Here is a 15,009-nt window from a genome sequence, read left to right as displayed (position 1 = left end):
ATAGGATGCAGATTCGAATCGATATTTCCACTCAGACGCTGGCCCTGTTTGGTGACGATGGCGCCTGCATTCGTCGTTATAACGTTTCGACCGCGAGAAACGGGCCCGGCGAGGAGAGCGGGAGTCATTGCACGCCGCGCGGCCGGCATGTGATCCGGGCCAGGATTGGTGCCGGTGCGCCGCTCGGGGCGGCTTTTCGCGGGCGACGGCCGACGGGCGAGGTGTGGTCGCCGGAGCTGGCCGCCGAGCGGCCCGGGCGGGACTGGATCCTGACCCGGATCCTGTGGCTGTCGGGTAAGGAGCCGGGTTTCAACCGGCTCGGCACGGTGGATTCGATGCGTCGCTATATCTATATCCACGGCACGCCTGACACCGAGCCGATGGGCGTGCCGCTGTCCATCGGCTGCGTGCGCATGCGCAACCGCGACGTGGCCGAACTCTTCGATCTTGTTCCGGTTGGCACACCGGTGGATATCCAGGCATGAGCCGCGCAGCGGGCGTCAGCGTAAAGCTGGGGAGCTGGGCCGAGGTTTCAGCGCAGGCCGCGCCGATCCGCTTCCGGGTTTTTGTGGATGAACAGGGCGTACCGGCCGAGATGGAGCTGGACGAGTTCGATGGGCTGTCGTGTCACGCGCTGGCGTGGATGGGCGACGAGCCGGTGGGCACCGGGCGCCTGCTGCCGGACGGCCATATCGGGCGCATGGCCGTGCTGGCCGGCTGGCGCGGTCGTGGTGTCGGGGCGGCGTTGCTCGAGGCCTTGATGGCGGAGGCCGGGCGGCGCGGCATGTCGCGTCTGGCCCTCAGCGCGCAAAGCCATGCGCTGGGTTTTTACACCCGTTTTGGCTTTGTGCCGGAGGGGGATCAATACGACGAGGCGGGCCTGCCGCACCAGGCGATGGTGCGAATGCTTTGATCAGGTGGCCGGCTGGCTTGAGTCGCCGGCGGCCAGGGTGCGCTGGGCCGGCGTGAGGGCCAGATGGGCGTGGAACCACTCGGCGGCCAGCGTGGCAGCGTCGTCCAGGGCGCCGGGTTCGCGAAAGTAGTCGTCGGTTCCGGGGACATCCCGCCATGCCTTGGTGCAGCCGAGCAAATCGTAGGCCTGACGAATGTTGCCGAGGCCTTCGTCCCTGTCGCCGACGATCATCAGCGTGGGGCAGGAAACCTGGCGAAGCGGGCTGATTCCGGCCAGCCCCGGGCGGCCGCCGCGGCACACGAGGGCACTGACCAGCTCCGGATCCTTTGCCAGCGCACGCACCGCTGCCGCGCTGCCGGTGCTGCTGGCGAGCAGCCCGATCGGCATGCTGACCAGCGTCGGCTGGTGGCGCAGCCAGTCAAACAGCGTGTTGATGCGGTGGCCGAGCAGCGGCGTGTTGTAGCGGGTGTCCGGGTCGCGGGTTTCTTCGTAGCGGGTTTCCAGGTCGAACAGCAGCGTGGCGAAGCCGGCATTCTGGAGGCAGCGGGCGAAGTGGGCCTCGCGGGAGTTGCGGTGATTGCCGACGGAATTCTGGGCGATGAGGATCAGGCCGTCGGCGTCGGGCGAATGGGCTTGCAGCGCCTCCAGCCACACGGGGCCGGCGGCGATGCTGATCGGGGTGTGACGCAGTTTCATCATGGTTGCGACGATGGCACGCCCTGTTGTGGGTCGACAAGGTAATGCGTCACTGCGCTTACGTCCGGATGTGCACCGGAACACGGCGCGGGCCGAATGCACCGGAAAATTCGCCGAAGCGTCCGGCGATGGGGTGCCCGCAGCCCTGGCAGGCGCCGCGCGCATCGAGCCGGTAGGCGAGGATGGCGTACCAGTCGCGTTCGATGACGATCTGCCCGCAGGACGGGCAGCGGGTCGAGCCGCCTTCGGTGTCGTGCACGTTGCCGGTGTAAACATAGTGCAGGCCGGCGTCCATCGCGATCTTGCGGGCGCGGGTCAGGGTGGCCGGCGGGGTGGGGGGAAGCTGGTCGAGTTTGTAGTCGGGGTGAAAGGCAGTGAAGTGCAGCGGCACGTCGGGCCCGAGTTCGGTGGCGACCCATTTCGACAGTGCGGTGACTTCGGCTTCGGAGTCATTGAGGCCGGGAATCAGCAGGGTGGTGATTTCGACCCACACGTCGCTTTCGTGGTGCAGCCAGCTGAGGGTGTCGAGCACCGGGGCGAGGTGGGCGCCGCACTGGTGCACATAGAAATCATCGGTGAAAGCCTTGAGGTCGACGTTGGCGGCATCCATTACCGCGAAGAGGTCGCGGCGCGCCTCGGGGTGGATGTAACCGGCGGTGACCGCCACGTTGGCAATGCCGCGGGCGTGGCAGGCCTCGGCGGTGTCGATGGCGTACTCGGCGAAGATCACCGGGTCGTTGTAGGTGTAGGCGACACTCCGGCAGCCGTTTTTGGCGGCCACGTCGGCGATCTCGGCGGGGGAGGCTGTATCCATCAGCCGGTCCATGTCGCGGCTCTTGGAAATATCCCAGTTCTGGCAGAACTTGCAGGCGAGGTTGCAGCCGGCCGTGCCAAAGGAGAACACGCTGGAGCCGGGGTAAAAATGGTTGAGCGGCTTTTTCTCGATGGGGTCGATGCAGAAACCGGAGCTTCGCCCGTAGGTGGTGAGCAGCATTTTTCCGCCGACCATCTGGCGCACGAAACAGGCGCCGCGCTGGCCTTCGTGGAGTCGGCAATCCCGCGGGCAGAGGTCGCACTGGATGCGGCCGTCGTCGAGAGCGTGCCAGTAACGGCCCGGGTGCGCGTCCATGATGTTTACTCCTTGAAGTCTCCTTCTTTCCATTTGCGAACCTGGTAGCGCGCCAGCATGACGCCGGGGCCCCAGAAGTCGACCGGCAGCCGGGCCTTTTGCTTGAGGGCGGCCATGAACATGTGAGGCTCGGGAAGTTGCTCCCAGACTTGCGGAAGGAAGGTGGATTTCTGGCAGCCGTTGAAGAAGATCACCCCGTCACGGCCCGGCACGAGTTGGGCGAGGGCGTCGGCTTCGTCGCGGAATTCCATGAACTCGGGTTCGGTCAGGAGCGACACCTCGACCTGCACCTTGCCGAATTCGGCTGCCGAAAGCGGCGCAAAGCGCGGGTCGGAGAGGGCCGCTGAAACCGCGTTGCTGCGCACGTCGTCGCCGAGGGCGCGGTGGGCGTTGAGGCTGCCGATGCAGCCGCGCAACTCGCCGTCGATGGTGAGGGTGACGAAGCTGGCGCCCCGCTTGGCGAAGTCGGGGTGATCGAGGCCGGCGGTGGCGTCCAGGCCAAGGGCGTCGGCGATGGCCTTGCGGGCCTGGCTGAGGAGGCCCCGGCCGAGGAGGGCGTCAGTGGTGGGCATGGTTGTGTTCTTCGGAAAAGGCCAGGGCTGCGTAGCCGACAACCCGGTCGCGGTCGCCGGCGGTGTCGCCCGAGTTGCGCAGATCGAGCAGGTGGGGCGAAAGGTGGTGGCGCTGGGCGGCGAGCAGCAGGCCGTTGATGGCGCCGGCTCCGCAGGCCTGTTCGCCATCGAGCGTCGCGTCGAGCTGGGCGATCTTGCCGATGGTGGCCTTGTCGCGCCACTGGGCCTGGCGGTAGGGGTGGTAGTGGGAGAGGTCGGAGCTGATGACGATCAGGGTTTCCGGCCCGCCCCACAGGGCTTCGAGCAGCCCGGCGACGAGATGGGCATCCACCTGGCCGACGGCAACCGGAAGAATCTCGAAGTGGTCGAGGGTGGATTGCAGGAAAGGCAGCTGGACTTCGATGGCGTGCTCTTCGGCGTGGGGGCGGTCGTCGACGATCACGCCGGGCAGCGCCCGTGCGGCAAGCCAGGCCTGCCGGTCGATGGACACCGCACCGAGGGGCGTGAGGAAGCTTTGCGATGCCGGCACCGCCATGCCGCGCACGGCCACGCGGTGGGTCGGACAGAGGATCAGCACCCGGCGGATGATGTCGCGGCGCTGCACAAGCTCGGCGTAGGCGCTGGCGGCAACGGCGCCGGAGTAGATGTAGCCCGCGTGGGGCACGACCAGCGCCTTGGGCGCATGCACGACTTCGGTGGGTATCGCTCCGGCCAGAAAGCCCGAGATCTGGGCATGCAGACTGTGCGGGTCGGCCGGGTAAAAAAGCCCGGCTACGGCCGGAGGACGTTGTGATGCTTGAGCCATGATTTCCTCTTGCCTTGAACGCGGTGGGCAACCTCTCCTTTCATTATAGGGAGTTGTACAGCAACCATGCGATGCCTCCGCCGAGCCCCGCGCCAACGGCGAGCATGCCGCCGAGCACCCGCCGGCCGAGGTCTGCGCCGCCGAGCCCGAAGGCCAGGGAGGACTTGAAGGTCAGGTTGGCGATCATCGCCAGCAGGATGGCGATGGCCGTAGGCATGACCTCCAGCTTGCCCAGGTTGAGCAGGCGCAGCGTGGACAGCGCAATGGCGTCCACGTCGGTGAGCCCGGAAACAAAGGCCAGCAGATACAGCCCGCCACTGCCGGCAATGTCCGACAGCCAGGCGGCGCACAGCAGCACGCCGGCGTAGAGCAGGCCGAAGCCGATGGCGGCGCGCAGTTCGGTCGGGTTGCGGGTTTGCGGAATGGGCAACTCGCCCTGGCTGGCGAGTTTGTGCCAGTTGAGTGCGATGACCATGAAGCCGACCAGGATGGCCAGCAGGCAGCCGGTAACGAGCGGCTCCACCACGCTCGGCGCAAGGGCCCACGCGATGAAAAGGATGCGCACCACCATGATGAGGTTGGCCAGCAGGATGACCAGCGTGGCGGTGGGGGCCATGGCCGGATTTTCGCGGGCGTGGCGGGAGAACACCATCGTGGTGGCGGTGCTCGACACCACTCCGCCCAGCAGGCCGAGGAGCGGGGCGCCATAGCGGGCACCGACCAGGCGCAGGGCCGCGTAGCCAGCAAGGCTGACGCCGGAAATCAGCACCACCATCAGCCACACCTGGTGGGGGTTGATCGCCTCGTAGGGGCCGAAGCCCCGGTTGGGCAGAATCGGCAGCACGATGAGTGAAAGCACCGAAAACTGCAGGATCGAGCGCCAGTCCTGGCTGGTGAGTCGGGCGGCGACGCCGCGCAGTTCGGACTTGAAGTAGAGCAGCATCGTGGCCCCCACCGCAGCCATCACCGCCAGCCGGCCGTGGCCCAGCCAGACCATCGCGCCGAGGCTGTAGCACACCAGCAGCGCGACGACCGAAGTGGTGCCGGGGTCGTCGTCCGGTTCGGGGTGGCGGATGAAGGCGGCGATGATCATCACCGCCACCACCGCGAAGCCCATCGCGATGAAGGCCGGCGTCGCCAGCAGTTCAGCGAGCAGTGCCGCCAGCGCCCCGAGCAGCCCGGTGAGGCCGAAGGTGCGCACGCCGGCGCGGGCTGCCGGGCGGCGTTCCCGCTCAAGGCCCATCAAGAGCCCGATGGCGGTGGCAAGGGCAAGCGCTTCGAGCTGACGCGCTTCAAAGGGCAGGGAAAACAGCATGGTGGGCGTTCCCGGAGATGGATGCTGCATTCTGCGGCACAAAAGGACGCCAACTGAAGCGCCACCGCGGGATATGCCGCGGTACGCGGGGTTCGCAGGGGCGGCCGGGCGTTTCCTTGATAGTAGAATTGCGCGATGCGAATTTCGACCCGACGTTGTTACGCCATCGTGCCGGCCGCTGGTAGCGGCAGCCGGATGCGCAGCGAACAGCCCAAGCAGTATCTTCCGCTTCTCGGCCAGCCCCTGATCCGTCACACCCTGGCCGCGCTGTGCGCCTCGCCGGTGATCGACCGGGTTTATGTGGTGCTTTCGGTGGGTGACCAGGAATGGGACCGCCACGACTGGAGCCCCTTCGGCGAGCGCCTGGTGCCGCTTTTTTGCGGCGGCGCCTCGCGGGCCGACAGCGTGCTCAACGGGCTCCGGGCCATTGCCGACGAGGCCTCCGAATCCGACTGGGTGCTGGTGCACGACGCGGCGCGTCCGTGCCTCGCGCCCTGGCACATCGAAACCCTGGTGCGTGAGCTGTCCAGTGACGAGGTGGGCGGCATTCTCGCTGTGCCGGTGGCCGACACCCTCAAGCGCGAGGACAGCACCCACCGCATTGCCGACACGGTGCCCCGCGAGGGCCTGTGGCAGGCGCAGACGCCGCAGATGTTCCGCTACGTGATGTTGAAGCGCGCACTCGAGAGCGCCCGCAACGTGAACGACGAGGCCAGCGCCATCGAGGCGATGGGCCTGCGTCCGCGGCTGGTGCGTGGCGATCCGACCAACCTGAAAGTAACCTACCCGCTCGATCTGCACCTGGCCGAGTGGATTCTCCAGCATCGCGAGGGCGACGAATGAGTGTTCCGTTTCGCATCGGGCAGGGCTTTGATGTCCATGCCCTGGTTCCCGGCCGTCCGCTGATCATCGGCGGCGTGACGATTCCCTTTTCCCGTGGGCTGCTCGGCCATTCCGACGCGGATGTGCTGCTGCACACCATCACCGACGCAATCCTTGGTGCGGCGGGCCTGGGCGACATCGGCCGGCATTTCCCCGACACCGATCCCCGCTTCGAGGGCGCCGATTCACGCGTGCTGCTGCGCGAGGCGGCTGCGGCTGCGCGGGCGAGCGGCTGGCAAACAGTCAACGTGGATGCCACCGTGATCGCCCGCGCGCCGAAGATCTTGCCCTTTGTGCCGGCCATGATCGCCAACATTGCGGCCGATCTCGGCGTTGATGCGGCGGCCGTCAACGTGAAGGGCAAGACGACCGAGAAGCTCGGTTTCACCGGCCGCGGCGAGGGCATCGCGGCGCAGGCCGTGGCGCTGCTGTGCCGCGTGGATGGCTGAAGCCAGCCAGCGGGTCTTTCTGGCCCTGTGGCCGGGCCCCGAGGTGGCCGCGCGCCTGCATCAGATTTCGCTTGAAGCCGAAGAACGCTGCGGCGGCCGCTGCATGCGCCGCGACACCCTGCACATCACGCTGGCTTTTCTGGGTGAGGTGGCCGAATCCCGCCTGCCGCTGATTGGCGAGGCAATGGCCGCGCTGCAGGTCGGGCGTTTCCGGTTGCGCATCGACACGTCGGGCTACTGGGCGCACAACCGGATTGTCTGGGCGGGGGGCCGGGCCTGGCCGGAGCAACTTGATGCGCTGGTGGGCGACATGCGTCGCGCCTTGGCCGATGCCGGCTTGCCCGTTGCGGCTGAAAACGCGTTTTTTCCCCACGTCACGCTGCTGCGCAAGGCCCATGCGGTTGAGGCGCTACCGGACTTCGAGCCCATCGACTGGCCGGTGGACGAGTGGGTGCTGGTGGTGTCCTGCCCCTCGAGCGACGGGGTGGGCTACCGGCGCCTGGCGGGCTGGCCGCTGACGTAAAAGGGCCGGCTTGCGCCGGCCCGAATCGACAGCTTTACGGCTTTTTTCTTATTGTTTGCGGCGCCGGGCCAGGCCAAGCAGGCCGAGGCTGCTGAGCACAAGGGCCAGGCTCGCCGGTTCCGGAATTGCTGCGGCCGGCGGGTCGAGGATGACGATGTCGTTGGCGCACAACATCGTCCATTGGATGTCGAAGGTTTCGGACGGGCTGGCCCCTTGCCAGTGGGTGCCGAAGACGCTGACCGGGATTTCCATTTCGTAGAACCAGTGCGTGCCGCCGAGGGTGCCCATGTTCGTGAAGCCCGAGGAGATGGCGAGGGTGGCGTTGCCCACGTCGGTGCCGCTGGTGACCTTGGTGACGTCCTTGGAGTTGGCCGGGTCGTAAACGCCGGGTGTGCTCCACAGGCCGGTGCTCCAGTTTGCATTGGTCGTGGCCACCACGTCGCCCTGGCGCAGGGTGGTGGTGCGGTTGGCGGTCAGGATTCCGAAATCCCAGCTTCCGTCGCGTCCGAAATCGATTGCGAAGTCGCCGCGCCCGTAGCTGTTGCCAACGGTGGCGGTATCGGGGTTGTGGCCGGTGATGAGGCCGACGTTCAGGTAGGTCTGGCCGTCGGCCTTGGTCTGCCAGCTCAGGTAGAGGGCTTCGGCGTCATAAGCCTGGCCGCCCCAGCCGGGGTCGAGGTAGGCGCCGCTCTGGTCTTCGACGGTGAAGAGAACGCCGGCGTTCGGCGTCCAGCCGGCCGCGGTGCCGTTGTTCCTGATGCCCCAGTCGGCGAAGTTGCCATCAACGTTGATCGAGGCCGAGTGGGCCGTTATGGGCGCTGCCGCGGCACAGGCAAGGGCAAGGCCGGCAAGAATGTTTTTGTTCATGACGCACACCAATCTGGTTCGAGTGATGGCGAGAATAGGGCGGCGCGGGGCGCGGCCTGAGGCACTTCCGCACGAAATGCCGGTGGGTTGGAGGCAAAGAACAGGCGGATGCGACACGGGTCACAGCCGCCTGAAAGCGCAGCGTAGCCCTGGCCCATGACGCCAGGGCTACGCGGGGGAAGGTCAAACGATGATGCAGGTCTCGAGACGGCCGCAGAGATCGGGTTCGGACGATTTGGTGTAGTCCTTCTCCAGGCGGTCGGTCACCATCTGGGCGGTGGGGCGGTCGAGCGTGGCGTTGAGCATGCCCATGAACGCAGGCGGGGCGACGAGAATGGCGCGGCCGAAGGCGTTGCGGCTTCGACCCAGGTAGAGTTCCTTGGCGAGCATCTGGGCGAAATTCTTTGCGGCGTTGAGCTTGGGCGGAGTTTGCTGCTCCCGCGCGCCGTGGCCGCTGCCGTTGGACTGGATCTGTCCGGCGCGGTCGGAGGAAAGCTCTGAATTTTTCATTCGGCTTTCGGGATGAACAAGTTCCTTCACCAACTGGAGACCCTGTTTGGGGCCGAAGTTGGCGTACAGACGGGCGAGGCTTGCGTTGGCGACCAGAATCCAGGTTATAGCCATGAATCTCTCTCCACTTTCAGTAAGGAATGCCGGTGTGGCTTAGTTACTTTAGACAGCGTTTCGGCCACTAGCAAAAGAATGTTTCAGGGATGTGACTCCGGAGGCCGGCAGGGCTGCCTCGCGAGGGGCAGGGTCTTGCCGGTAGTAGAGGGAAAGTTGTTCGTAAACAGCGGGGTATTCCCCTTTGAGGAGGCCGGGCGTTTCGAAGAAGGCCTCGCTCATGACGGCAAAAAATTCGGCCGGATGCTCGGCGCCGTAGGGGTCGAGCCGGGTTTCGTCGCCACGGTCGACGCGTCCGCAAAAATCTTCGTAGGCGGGTCGAAAGGCGCTGGCCCAGGCGGCAGCGCTCATTTCGGCCGGTAGTCGCGGGTAGCCGTCCACTTCGCCGTTGCCCATGTCCAGTTTGTGGGCAAATTCGTGGATGACGACGTTGATGCCTTCCGCTGCGCCGGCCGCGACGTCATCGCCCTCGAACCACGAGAGCAGCACGGGGCCGCCTTCCCAGGCTTCGCCGAGCACCTCGTCCTCGTATTCATGGACGACGCCGTCCTCGTCGGCCACGCTGCGCGGAATCACGAAATCGCCCGGGTACACGATGATGCCGACCCAGTCGGCGTAGGCGTCGAGCCCGATGTTGAGCACCGGCAGGCAGGCCTGCAGGGCGATGGAGAGCAGCATGGCGTCGCTGGTGACGAGGCCGTCAGCGCCGTGCACCCTCTTGTCTGCAAGAAATTCCAGCGCCATCTGGCGCAGCCGGGGAAGATCGTCCGCCGGCAGGAAGGCGAGGAAGGGCAGGGTCTGTTCGACCTGTGTCCAGGTTTCGGGGGCAACCTGCATGCGGCTGGCGGCGCGTTTGCGACGCCATTTTCGAAAGGCGGAGAACATGAAGCGTGGGTCGGTGTCGAAGGGGCGGAATATTCCGGCGCCGGGCGTGTTGCCCGTCACCGCCGGAACGATGAAACATCTGTAGAAAATTGTCGTTCGGCAAATTGATTTACAGACTCGAAGTTCAGGCGCTGCGCTGGCAGCCTATAGGATAATGTTTGCATGGTAGCCGTCACTCATTCGATTTCCCCGTCCGCGTCCCCTTCCTCGGCACTCGAGCTGTTGTGCGCAGGCCTCATTCCCGAAGACGCCCGGAGGGTGGCCCTGGCCCATGAATGGGTGCAGACGCTTTACGCCGATCGCACTCTCGGTACCGGCGAGGCGGTGTTGCAGCACGCGCTGGGCACCGCGCTGATCGCGGCCTCGCTGCGCCTTGATGCCGACACGCGCCTGGCGGCGCTGTGCTTCGCGGTGGGCGACGCGCTGCCTCACCCGATCGAAGAAGTCGCATCCCGCTATGGCGAGGGGGTTGCGCAGCTGGTCGACGGGCTGCGCCGCCTCAACGGCCTGCGCGTCATCACCCGCACCACCACCACCGCCACGGCCCCCGAGATCCGCGCCCAGAGCGAGGTGCTGCGCAAGATGTTGCTGGCGATGGTCGAGGATATCCGCGTGGTGTTGCTGCGCGTGGCCTCGCGTACGCAAACGCTGCGTTACTTCACCGATCACCCCGGCAAGACCCGCGACGCCGTTGCCCGCGAAAGCCTCGACATCTATGCGCCGCTGGCCAACCGGCTTGGCATCTGGCAGCTCAAGTGGGAAGTCGAGGATCTGTCCTTCCGCTTTCTCGAGCCGGACACCTACAAACGCATCGCCCGCATGCTCGACGAGCGGCGGGTCGAGCGCGAGCAGTTCATCGTCGATGCGGTCGAGCGCCTCAAAAGCGAGGTGGCGGCGATCGGCGTCAAAGCCGACGTGTATGGCCGGCCCAAGCACATCTACAGCATCTACAACAAGATGCGCGCCAAGCGCCTGGATTTCTCGCAGATCTTCGACGTGCGGGCGCTGCGCGTGCTTGTCGATGAAGTGAAGGATTGCTACGCCGTGCTGGGGATCGTGCACCAGATCTGGACGCCGATTCCCAACGAGTTCGACGACTACATCTCGATGCCCAAGGGCAACAACTACCAGTCGCTGCACACCGCCGTGTATGCCGCGGACGGGCGCGCTCTCGAAGTTCAGATCCGTACCCACGGCATGCACAACCATGCCGAACTCGGCGTGGCTGCCCACTGGCGCTACAAGGAAGGCAGCGGCGGCGGGGTGGCCAGCGACTACGACGAGAAGATCGCCCTTTTGCGCAGCCTGCTGTCGTGGCGCGACGAGGTGACCGACTCGGCCCAGTGGCTGGAGCAGTTCAAGCGCGCCTCGCTGGACGACACGATCTACGTGCTGACGCCCCAGGGCCGCGTCATCGACATGCCCCGGGGCGCCACGCCCATCGATTTCGCCTACCGGGTGCACACCGATCTGGGCCACCGCTGCCGTGGCGCCAAGGTCAATGGCCAGCTGGTCACGCTCAACACGCCCCTTGAAAACGGCCAGACGGTGGAACTCATGTCCACCAAGGAAGGCGGCCCCTCCCGTGACTGGCTCAACCCGCAGCAGGGCTACCTTGGCACGCCGCGGGCGCGGCAGAAGATCAAGCAGTATTTCAGCGCCCTCGAGGAAGAGGAAATGCTGGCGCGCGGGCGCGGTGTGCTGGTCAAGGAAATCCAGCGCGAAGGACACGGCCAGGCCAACATCGACGAGCTGGCGGTGCGCCTGGGCTTCAAGAACGCCGAAGCGCTGTTCATTGCGGCCGGCCGTGGCGAAGTCGGGCCGCGCTCGATCCAGATCGCCCTGCGTGGCGCCGAATCCGAGGCCGCTGCGCCGGCTGCACCCGAAGTGCTCATCGGCCGCAGCCACACCGGGGACGCGGGCGACACCATCCTGATCGTCGGTGTCGGCAAGCTGATGACCTCCCTCGGCCGCTGCTGCAAGCCGGCGCCGCCCGATGCCATCCAGGGCTACGTCACCCGCGGCCGCGGGGTGTCGATCCACCGTGTCGAATGCCGGGATTTTCAGGCCCTCGTCAAACGCCACCCGGAGCGCCTCGTCAGCGCCGAGTGGGGTGGCGGGGCCGGTGCGCCGAAGGATGCCGTCTTCGCGGTCGACCTGCTGGTGCACGCGATGGACCGCCAGGGCCTGCTGCGTGACATCTCCGAAGTGCTGTCCCGCGAAAAACTCAACGTGATCGCGGTCAATACCCTGAGCCGCAAGGGCGCCGCGCGGATGCGCTTCACCCTCGAAGTGCAGGGCGTGCAGCAGATCCAGCGGGCGGTCGCCCTCGTGCATGAGGTAAAGGGCGTAACCGACGTGGAGCGGGGCTGAGCCTTGATCGACATGTCCCGCCTCGAGCGGCATCACTTTGCCTGGCTGTCCATCGCTGCGGCCTTGGCGACGATTGCCCTCAAGACCCTGGCCTGGTGGATCACCGGGTCGGTCGGGCTGCTCTCGGACGCGCTGGAATCCTTCGTCAACCTGGCGGGCGCGTCCTTTGCCCTGTGGATGATCCTCGTCACCCGCGAGCCGGCCGATCGCGGCCACCCCTTCGGGCATGGCAAGGCCGAGTATTTTTCCAGCGGCTTCGAGGGCATCCTCATCCTTGGCGCCGCATTCGCCATCATCTGGGCGGCGGCCGAACGGCTTGCCGCACCGCAGCCGATCGAATCGCCCGGCTGGGGCCTAGCGTGGTCGGCAGCGGCCACCGCCATCAACTTCGTTGTCGCGCGGGTGCTTGGTCAGGCCGGCGAGCGCTTCAACTCCATCGCCCTCACCGCCGATTCCCGCCACCTGATGACCGACGTCTGGACATCGTTCGGCGTCATCGCCGGCGTGGCGCTGGTTGCGCTGACCGGCTGGCTGCCCCTCGACCCGATCATCGCCATCGCCGTCGGCCTCAACATCACCCGCGAAGCCTGGCACCTGCTGCGCGAATCGGTGGATGGCCTGATGGACCGCAGCCTTGACGGCCAGCAGCAGATTCGCGCGCGCGCGGTGCTCGAATCCTTCCATGCCCGGGGCGTTGCCTTTACGGGTCTGCGTACCCGTCGCGCGGGTGCATCATCCTTTTTGCAGGTGGTCGTGCTGGTGCCCGGCGACTGGAGCGTAAGCGCCAGTCACGCGCTGCTCGACGAGATCGAGTCCGCCCTTGCCACTGCCTTGCCCGGTATCGAAGTCACGACCCATCTCGAACCGCTGCCCTGATTTTTCCCCTTCATCACATTTCGCTTGCCTCATGATTTTCGTGCTGTCACCCGCCAAGGCCCTCGATTACGAGACGCCGCTCGCCACTACCCGTTTCACCCAGCCCGAATACCTCGACGACGCAGCCGAACTCATCGCCGGCCTGCGCGATCTGTCGCACGCCGAAGTGGCCGGGCTGATGGATCTTTCCGACCCGCTCGCCGCCCTCAACGTGGCCCGCTACACCGAATGGTCGCGGCCCTTTTCGCCCGCTAACGCCCGGCCGGCGGTGCTGGCCTTCAATGGCGATGTTTACGACGGGCTCGACGCCAGGACCCTCACCGAAGCCCAGCTCGATTTTGCCCAGGCCCGCCTGCGCATCCTGTCGGGTCTGTACGGCCTGCTGCGCCCGCTGGACCTGATGCAGGCCTATCGTCTGGAGATGGGTACCCGCTTCAAAAACAGCCGGGGCAAGGATCTCTACGCTTTCTGGGGCATGACCCAGACCGATGCCCTCAACCGCCTGCTGCTGGCCGAGCAGGATGCCGGCCGCGAGGCCGTGCTGGTGAATCTCGCTTCCGAGGAATATTTCAAGTCGGTCAAGGCGGCCAGACTCAAGGGCCGGCTGCTCAATGTCGGTTTCGAGGACTGGAAGGCGGGCCGCTACAAGATCATCAGCTTCTACGCCAAGCGCGCCCGCGGCCTGATGGCCCGCTACGCCATCACCCGCGGCATTGAAGACATCGAGCAACTCAAGGGTTTCGACGCGGACGGCTACGCCTTCGCGCCGGAAGCCTCCGACGATGCGCGCTGGGTTTTCCGGCGCCGGCAGGATTAAAGGGGGCTGGAAAGATGGCAACACCTGAAAAAATGGCCGCACTGGCCCGCATGAAACTCATCGCCACGGTCTTGTTCGTGGCCGTGACCGTTCTCTTCGTCATTGCCCGGCGTGAAGGCTGGCCCTGGGTGGCGGCTTTTGCCGAGGCGGCGATGATCGGCGCCCTGGCCGACTGGTTTGCGGTGGTCGCGCTGTTCCGGCGCCCCCTCGGCCTGCCGATTCCGCACACGGCGATCCTGCCGCGCAACAAGGCACGGCTGGCCGACAACCTGGCGATCTTCATCCGTGACCGCTTTCTCGACACCCAGTCCCTCGTTGCCCGCCTGCGCGCGGCGCAGCCTGCCGACCGCATCGCGGCCTGGCTGCAGGACGAGAAAAACGCCCGCCTGCTGGCCGACCGGATCGCCGTGCTGCTGGCCGAATCCCTCGATTTCATGGATGACAAGCGGGTTCGGCGGCTCGTCCTTCACGCCCTCAGGCGGCGTGCCGGCACGCTCGATCTGGCCGCTGGCGTTGGCCGCATCATGGACGTGCTCACCGAGGATGGCCGTCACCAGGCGCTGCTGGACGAAGGCCTGCGCAAGCTCGCCGCGTGGCTTGACGACCCCGCCGTGAAGGAAGGCTTTGCCGGCATGATCGTGGACGTGGCGAGCAAGGAGTACCCCAAGGTCGTTTCCATGCTGGGCCTCGTCGGCATCAATCCGGCCGAGCTGGGCGAGAAGGTTTCGGTGGGCATCGTGGCCGGCGTCAATGGCCTTCTCGACGAGGTGGCCCGCGACCCGAAACACCCGCGCCGCGCCGCCTTCAACGAACTGGTTGCCGGCTACATCGAACGCCTCAAGCACGACGAGGCCTTCCGGCTGCGCATCGAGCAGGTCAAGCGCGATTTTCTCGCCCACCCCGGCGTTGCGGCTTATCTGCAGGAATTGTGGGACGAGCTGCGCGGCTGGCTTGCCCGCGACATCGGCCGGCCGGATTCCCGCGTGCGCAGCAAGATCGCGTCGGCCGCCGCGGCCATTGGCGCCAGCATGGCCGGCAACCCGGCCCTGCGCGATTCGGTCAATGAGCACATTGAGCACACCGTCGAAAGCCTTGCCCCCGAACTGCGCGACGGACTCTCGCGCCACATCGCCAGCACCATGCGCGCCTGGAACGACGAAGACCTCGTGCGCGAGATCGAGCACAGCGTTGGCCGCGACCTGCAATTCATCCGCTTGAACGGCACCGTCGTAGGCGGCCTTATCGGCGTGGCGCTCTACGCCGTGACTCACCTCATCACCTGA

The 15,009-nt window shown here is 66.3% G+C and carries 17 protein-coding genes; 9 read left to right on the top strand and 8 right to left on the bottom strand.

Features of this window, described 5'->3' with window-relative positions; translation table 11 throughout:
- Positions 1 to 5 precede the first annotated feature (5 nt).
- Together Q1W26_RS09605 and Q1W26_RS09600 are read left to right on the top strand one after the other, a co-directional pair.
- A complete protein-coding gene (locus tag Q1W26_RS09605) occupies positions 6 to 485 on the top strand; it encodes a L,D-transpeptidase (protein ID WP_300439055.1) in 480 nt (159 codons plus the stop codon).
- Entirely contained in the window at positions 482 to 913 is a 432-nt protein-coding gene (locus Q1W26_RS09600) for a GNAT family N-acetyltransferase (RefSeq protein WP_300439052.1), read from the top strand. The genes Q1W26_RS09605 and Q1W26_RS09600 overlap by 4 nt, the downstream gene beginning before the upstream one ends.
- Here the strand turns inward: Q1W26_RS09600 and Q1W26_RS09595 are convergent, their stop codons facing one another.
- The 5 genes from Q1W26_RS09595 to Q1W26_RS09575 are packed head-to-tail and all read right to left on the bottom strand — an operon-like array spanning position 914 to position 5,430.
- Entirely contained in the window at positions 914 to 1,612 is a 699-nt protein-coding gene (locus tag Q1W26_RS09595; protein ID WP_300439050.1) for an alpha/beta hydrolase, read from the bottom strand.
- A 55-nt stretch (positions 1,613 to 1,667) separates the two neighbouring features.
- Positions 1,668 to 2,738, bottom strand: coding sequence for an AmmeMemoRadiSam system radical SAM enzyme (amrS, locus tag Q1W26_RS09590; RefSeq protein ID WP_300439048.1), 1,071 nt, complete (start codon positions 2,736 to 2,738; stop codon positions 1,668 to 1,670).
- A 5-nt stretch (positions 2,739 to 2,743) separates the two neighbouring features.
- On the bottom strand, positions 2,744 to 3,310 hold the full coding sequence (gene amrA / locus Q1W26_RS09585; protein ID WP_300439045.1) for an AmmeMemoRadiSam system protein A: 567 nt from the start codon (positions 3,308 to 3,310) through the stop codon (positions 2,744 to 2,746).
- Positions 3,297 to 4,115 (bottom strand): AmmeMemoRadiSam system protein B, encoded by an 819-nt coding sequence (gene amrB, locus Q1W26_RS09580; protein ID WP_300439042.1) that lies wholly within the window; start codon positions 4,113 to 4,115, stop codon positions 3,297 to 3,299. The genes amrA and amrB overlap by 14 nt, the downstream gene beginning before the upstream one ends.
- A gap of 43 nt (positions 4,116 to 4,158) precedes the next feature.
- A complete protein-coding gene (locus Q1W26_RS09575; protein WP_300439039.1) occupies positions 4,159 to 5,430 on the bottom strand; it encodes an MgtC/SapB family protein in 1,272 nt (423 codons plus the stop codon).
- A gap of 135 nt (positions 5,431 to 5,565) precedes the next feature.
- On the opposite strand from Q1W26_RS09575, the gene ispD reads away from it, so the two are divergent.
- Genes ispD through thpR form a run of 3 tightly spaced genes read left to right on the top strand, consistent with a single transcriptional unit; the run spans position 5,566 to position 7,284 of the window.
- Complete coding sequence (gene ispD / locus Q1W26_RS09570; RefSeq protein ID WP_300439036.1) at positions 5,566 to 6,273, top strand: 2-C-methyl-D-erythritol 4-phosphate cytidylyltransferase; 708 nt, start codon at positions 5,566 to 5,568, stop codon at positions 6,271 to 6,273.
- Positions 6,270 to 6,761 (top strand): 2-C-methyl-D-erythritol 2,4-cyclodiphosphate synthase, encoded by a 492-nt coding sequence (gene ispF, locus Q1W26_RS09565; RefSeq protein WP_300439030.1) that lies wholly within the window; start codon positions 6,270 to 6,272, stop codon positions 6,759 to 6,761. Before ispD ends, ispF begins: the two co-directional genes overlap by 4 nt.
- Complete coding sequence (thpR, locus tag Q1W26_RS09560) at positions 6,754 to 7,284, top strand: RNA 2',3'-cyclic phosphodiesterase (RefSeq protein WP_300439025.1); 531 nt, start codon at positions 6,754 to 6,756, stop codon at positions 7,282 to 7,284. The genes ispF and thpR overlap by 8 nt, the downstream gene beginning before the upstream one ends.
- A 48-nt stretch (positions 7,285 to 7,332) precedes the next feature.
- Here thpR and Q1W26_RS09555 read toward each other — a convergent pair whose 3' ends face one another.
- The 3 genes from Q1W26_RS09555 to Q1W26_RS09545 form a co-directional block, all read right to left on the bottom strand.
- On the bottom strand, positions 7,333 to 8,151 hold the full coding sequence (locus Q1W26_RS09555; protein ID WP_300439021.1) for a PEP-CTERM sorting domain-containing protein: 819 nt from the start codon (positions 8,149 to 8,151) through the stop codon (positions 7,333 to 7,335).
- Between the two features lie 183 nt (positions 8,152 to 8,334).
- Positions 8,335 to 8,775 (bottom strand): host attachment protein, encoded by a 441-nt coding sequence (locus Q1W26_RS09550; protein WP_300439016.1) that lies wholly within the window; start codon positions 8,773 to 8,775, stop codon positions 8,335 to 8,337.
- 48 nt (positions 8,776 to 8,823) lie between these two features.
- Positions 8,824 to 9,720, bottom strand: coding sequence for a zinc-dependent peptidase (locus tag Q1W26_RS09545; RefSeq protein ID WP_300439013.1), 897 nt, complete (start codon positions 9,718 to 9,720; stop codon positions 8,824 to 8,826).
- 102 nt (positions 9,721 to 9,822) lie between these two features.
- Between Q1W26_RS09545 and Q1W26_RS09540 the strand changes: the two genes are divergently transcribed.
- Genes Q1W26_RS09540 through Q1W26_RS09525 form a run of 4 tightly spaced genes read left to right on the top strand, consistent with a single transcriptional unit; the run spans position 9,823 to position 15,009 of the window.
- Entirely contained in the window at positions 9,823 to 12,033 is a 2,211-nt protein-coding gene (locus tag Q1W26_RS09540) for a bifunctional (p)ppGpp synthetase/guanosine-3',5'-bis(diphosphate) 3'-pyrophosphohydrolase (RefSeq protein WP_300439010.1), read from the top strand.
- A 12-nt stretch (positions 12,034 to 12,045) separates the two neighbouring features.
- A complete protein-coding gene (locus Q1W26_RS09535) occupies positions 12,046 to 12,909 on the top strand; it encodes a cation diffusion facilitator family transporter (protein WP_300439127.1) in 864 nt (287 codons plus the stop codon).
- A gap of 31 nt (positions 12,910 to 12,940) precedes the next feature.
- A complete protein-coding gene (gene yaaA / locus Q1W26_RS09530) occupies positions 12,941 to 13,726 on the top strand; it encodes a peroxide stress protein YaaA (protein ID WP_300439007.1) in 786 nt (261 codons plus the stop codon).
- A gap of 14 nt (positions 13,727 to 13,740) precedes the next feature.
- Entirely contained in the window at positions 13,741 to 15,009 is a 1,269-nt protein-coding gene (locus Q1W26_RS09525; RefSeq protein WP_300439003.1) for a DUF445 domain-containing protein, read from the top strand.

The sequence above is a fragment of the Zoogloea sp. genome (genome assembly GCF_030157465.1).
Classification (GTDB): Bacteria; Pseudomonadota; Gammaproteobacteria; order Burkholderiales; family Rhodocyclaceae; genus Zoogloea.
Note: the sequence above shows the minus strand (reverse complement) of the source record. Positions and strands in the feature narration are given on the sequence as shown.

Excerpts from the sequence above, each read along its gene's own strand:
- Q1W26_RS09605 (WP_300439055.1), top strand. The coding sequence starts at position 6 with ATGCAGATTCGAATCGATATTTCCACTCAGACGCTGGCCCTGTTTGGT.
- Q1W26_RS09600 (WP_300439052.1), top strand. The coding sequence starts at position 482 with ATGAGCCGCGCAGCGGGCGTCAGCGTAAAGCTGGGGAGCTGGGCCGAG.
- Q1W26_RS09595 (WP_300439050.1), bottom strand. The coding sequence starts at position 1,612 with ATGATGAAACTGCGTCACACCCCGATCAGCATCGCCGCCGGCCCCGTG.
- amrS (WP_300439048.1), bottom strand. The coding sequence starts at position 2,738 with ATGGACGCGCACCCGGGCCGTTACTGGCACGCTCTCGACGACGGCCGC.
- amrA (WP_300439045.1), bottom strand. The coding sequence starts at position 3,310 with ATGCCCACCACTGACGCCCTCCTCGGCCGGGGCCTCCTCAGCCAGGCC.
- amrB (WP_300439042.1), bottom strand. The coding sequence starts at position 4,115 with ATGGCTCAAGCATCACAACGTCCTCCGGCCGTAGCCGGGCTTTTTTAC.
- Q1W26_RS09575 (WP_300439039.1), bottom strand. The coding sequence starts at position 5,430 with ATGCTGTTTTCCCTGCCCTTTGAAGCGCGTCAGCTCGAAGCGCTTGCC.
- ispD (WP_300439036.1), top strand. The coding sequence starts at position 5,566 with ATGCGAATTTCGACCCGACGTTGTTACGCCATCGTGCCGGCCGCTGGT.
- ispF (WP_300439030.1), top strand. The coding sequence starts at position 6,270 with ATGAGTGTTCCGTTTCGCATCGGGCAGGGCTTTGATGTCCATGCCCTG.
- thpR (WP_300439025.1), top strand. The coding sequence starts at position 6,754 with ATGGCTGAAGCCAGCCAGCGGGTCTTTCTGGCCCTGTGGCCGGGCCCC.
- Q1W26_RS09555 (WP_300439021.1), bottom strand. The coding sequence starts at position 8,151 with ATGAACAAAAACATTCTTGCCGGCCTTGCCCTTGCCTGTGCCGCGGCA.
- Q1W26_RS09550 (WP_300439016.1), bottom strand. The coding sequence starts at position 8,775 with ATGGCTATAACCTGGATTCTGGTCGCCAACGCAAGCCTCGCCCGTCTG.
- Q1W26_RS09540 (WP_300439010.1), top strand. The coding sequence starts at position 9,823 with ATGGTAGCCGTCACTCATTCGATTTCCCCGTCCGCGTCCCCTTCCTCG.
- Q1W26_RS09535 (WP_300439127.1), top strand. The coding sequence starts at position 12,046 with ATGTCCCGCCTCGAGCGGCATCACTTTGCCTGGCTGTCCATCGCTGCG.
- yaaA (WP_300439007.1), top strand. The coding sequence starts at position 12,941 with ATGATTTTCGTGCTGTCACCCGCCAAGGCCCTCGATTACGAGACGCCG.
- Q1W26_RS09525 (WP_300439003.1), top strand. The coding sequence starts at position 13,741 with ATGGCAACACCTGAAAAAATGGCCGCACTGGCCCGCATGAAACTCATC.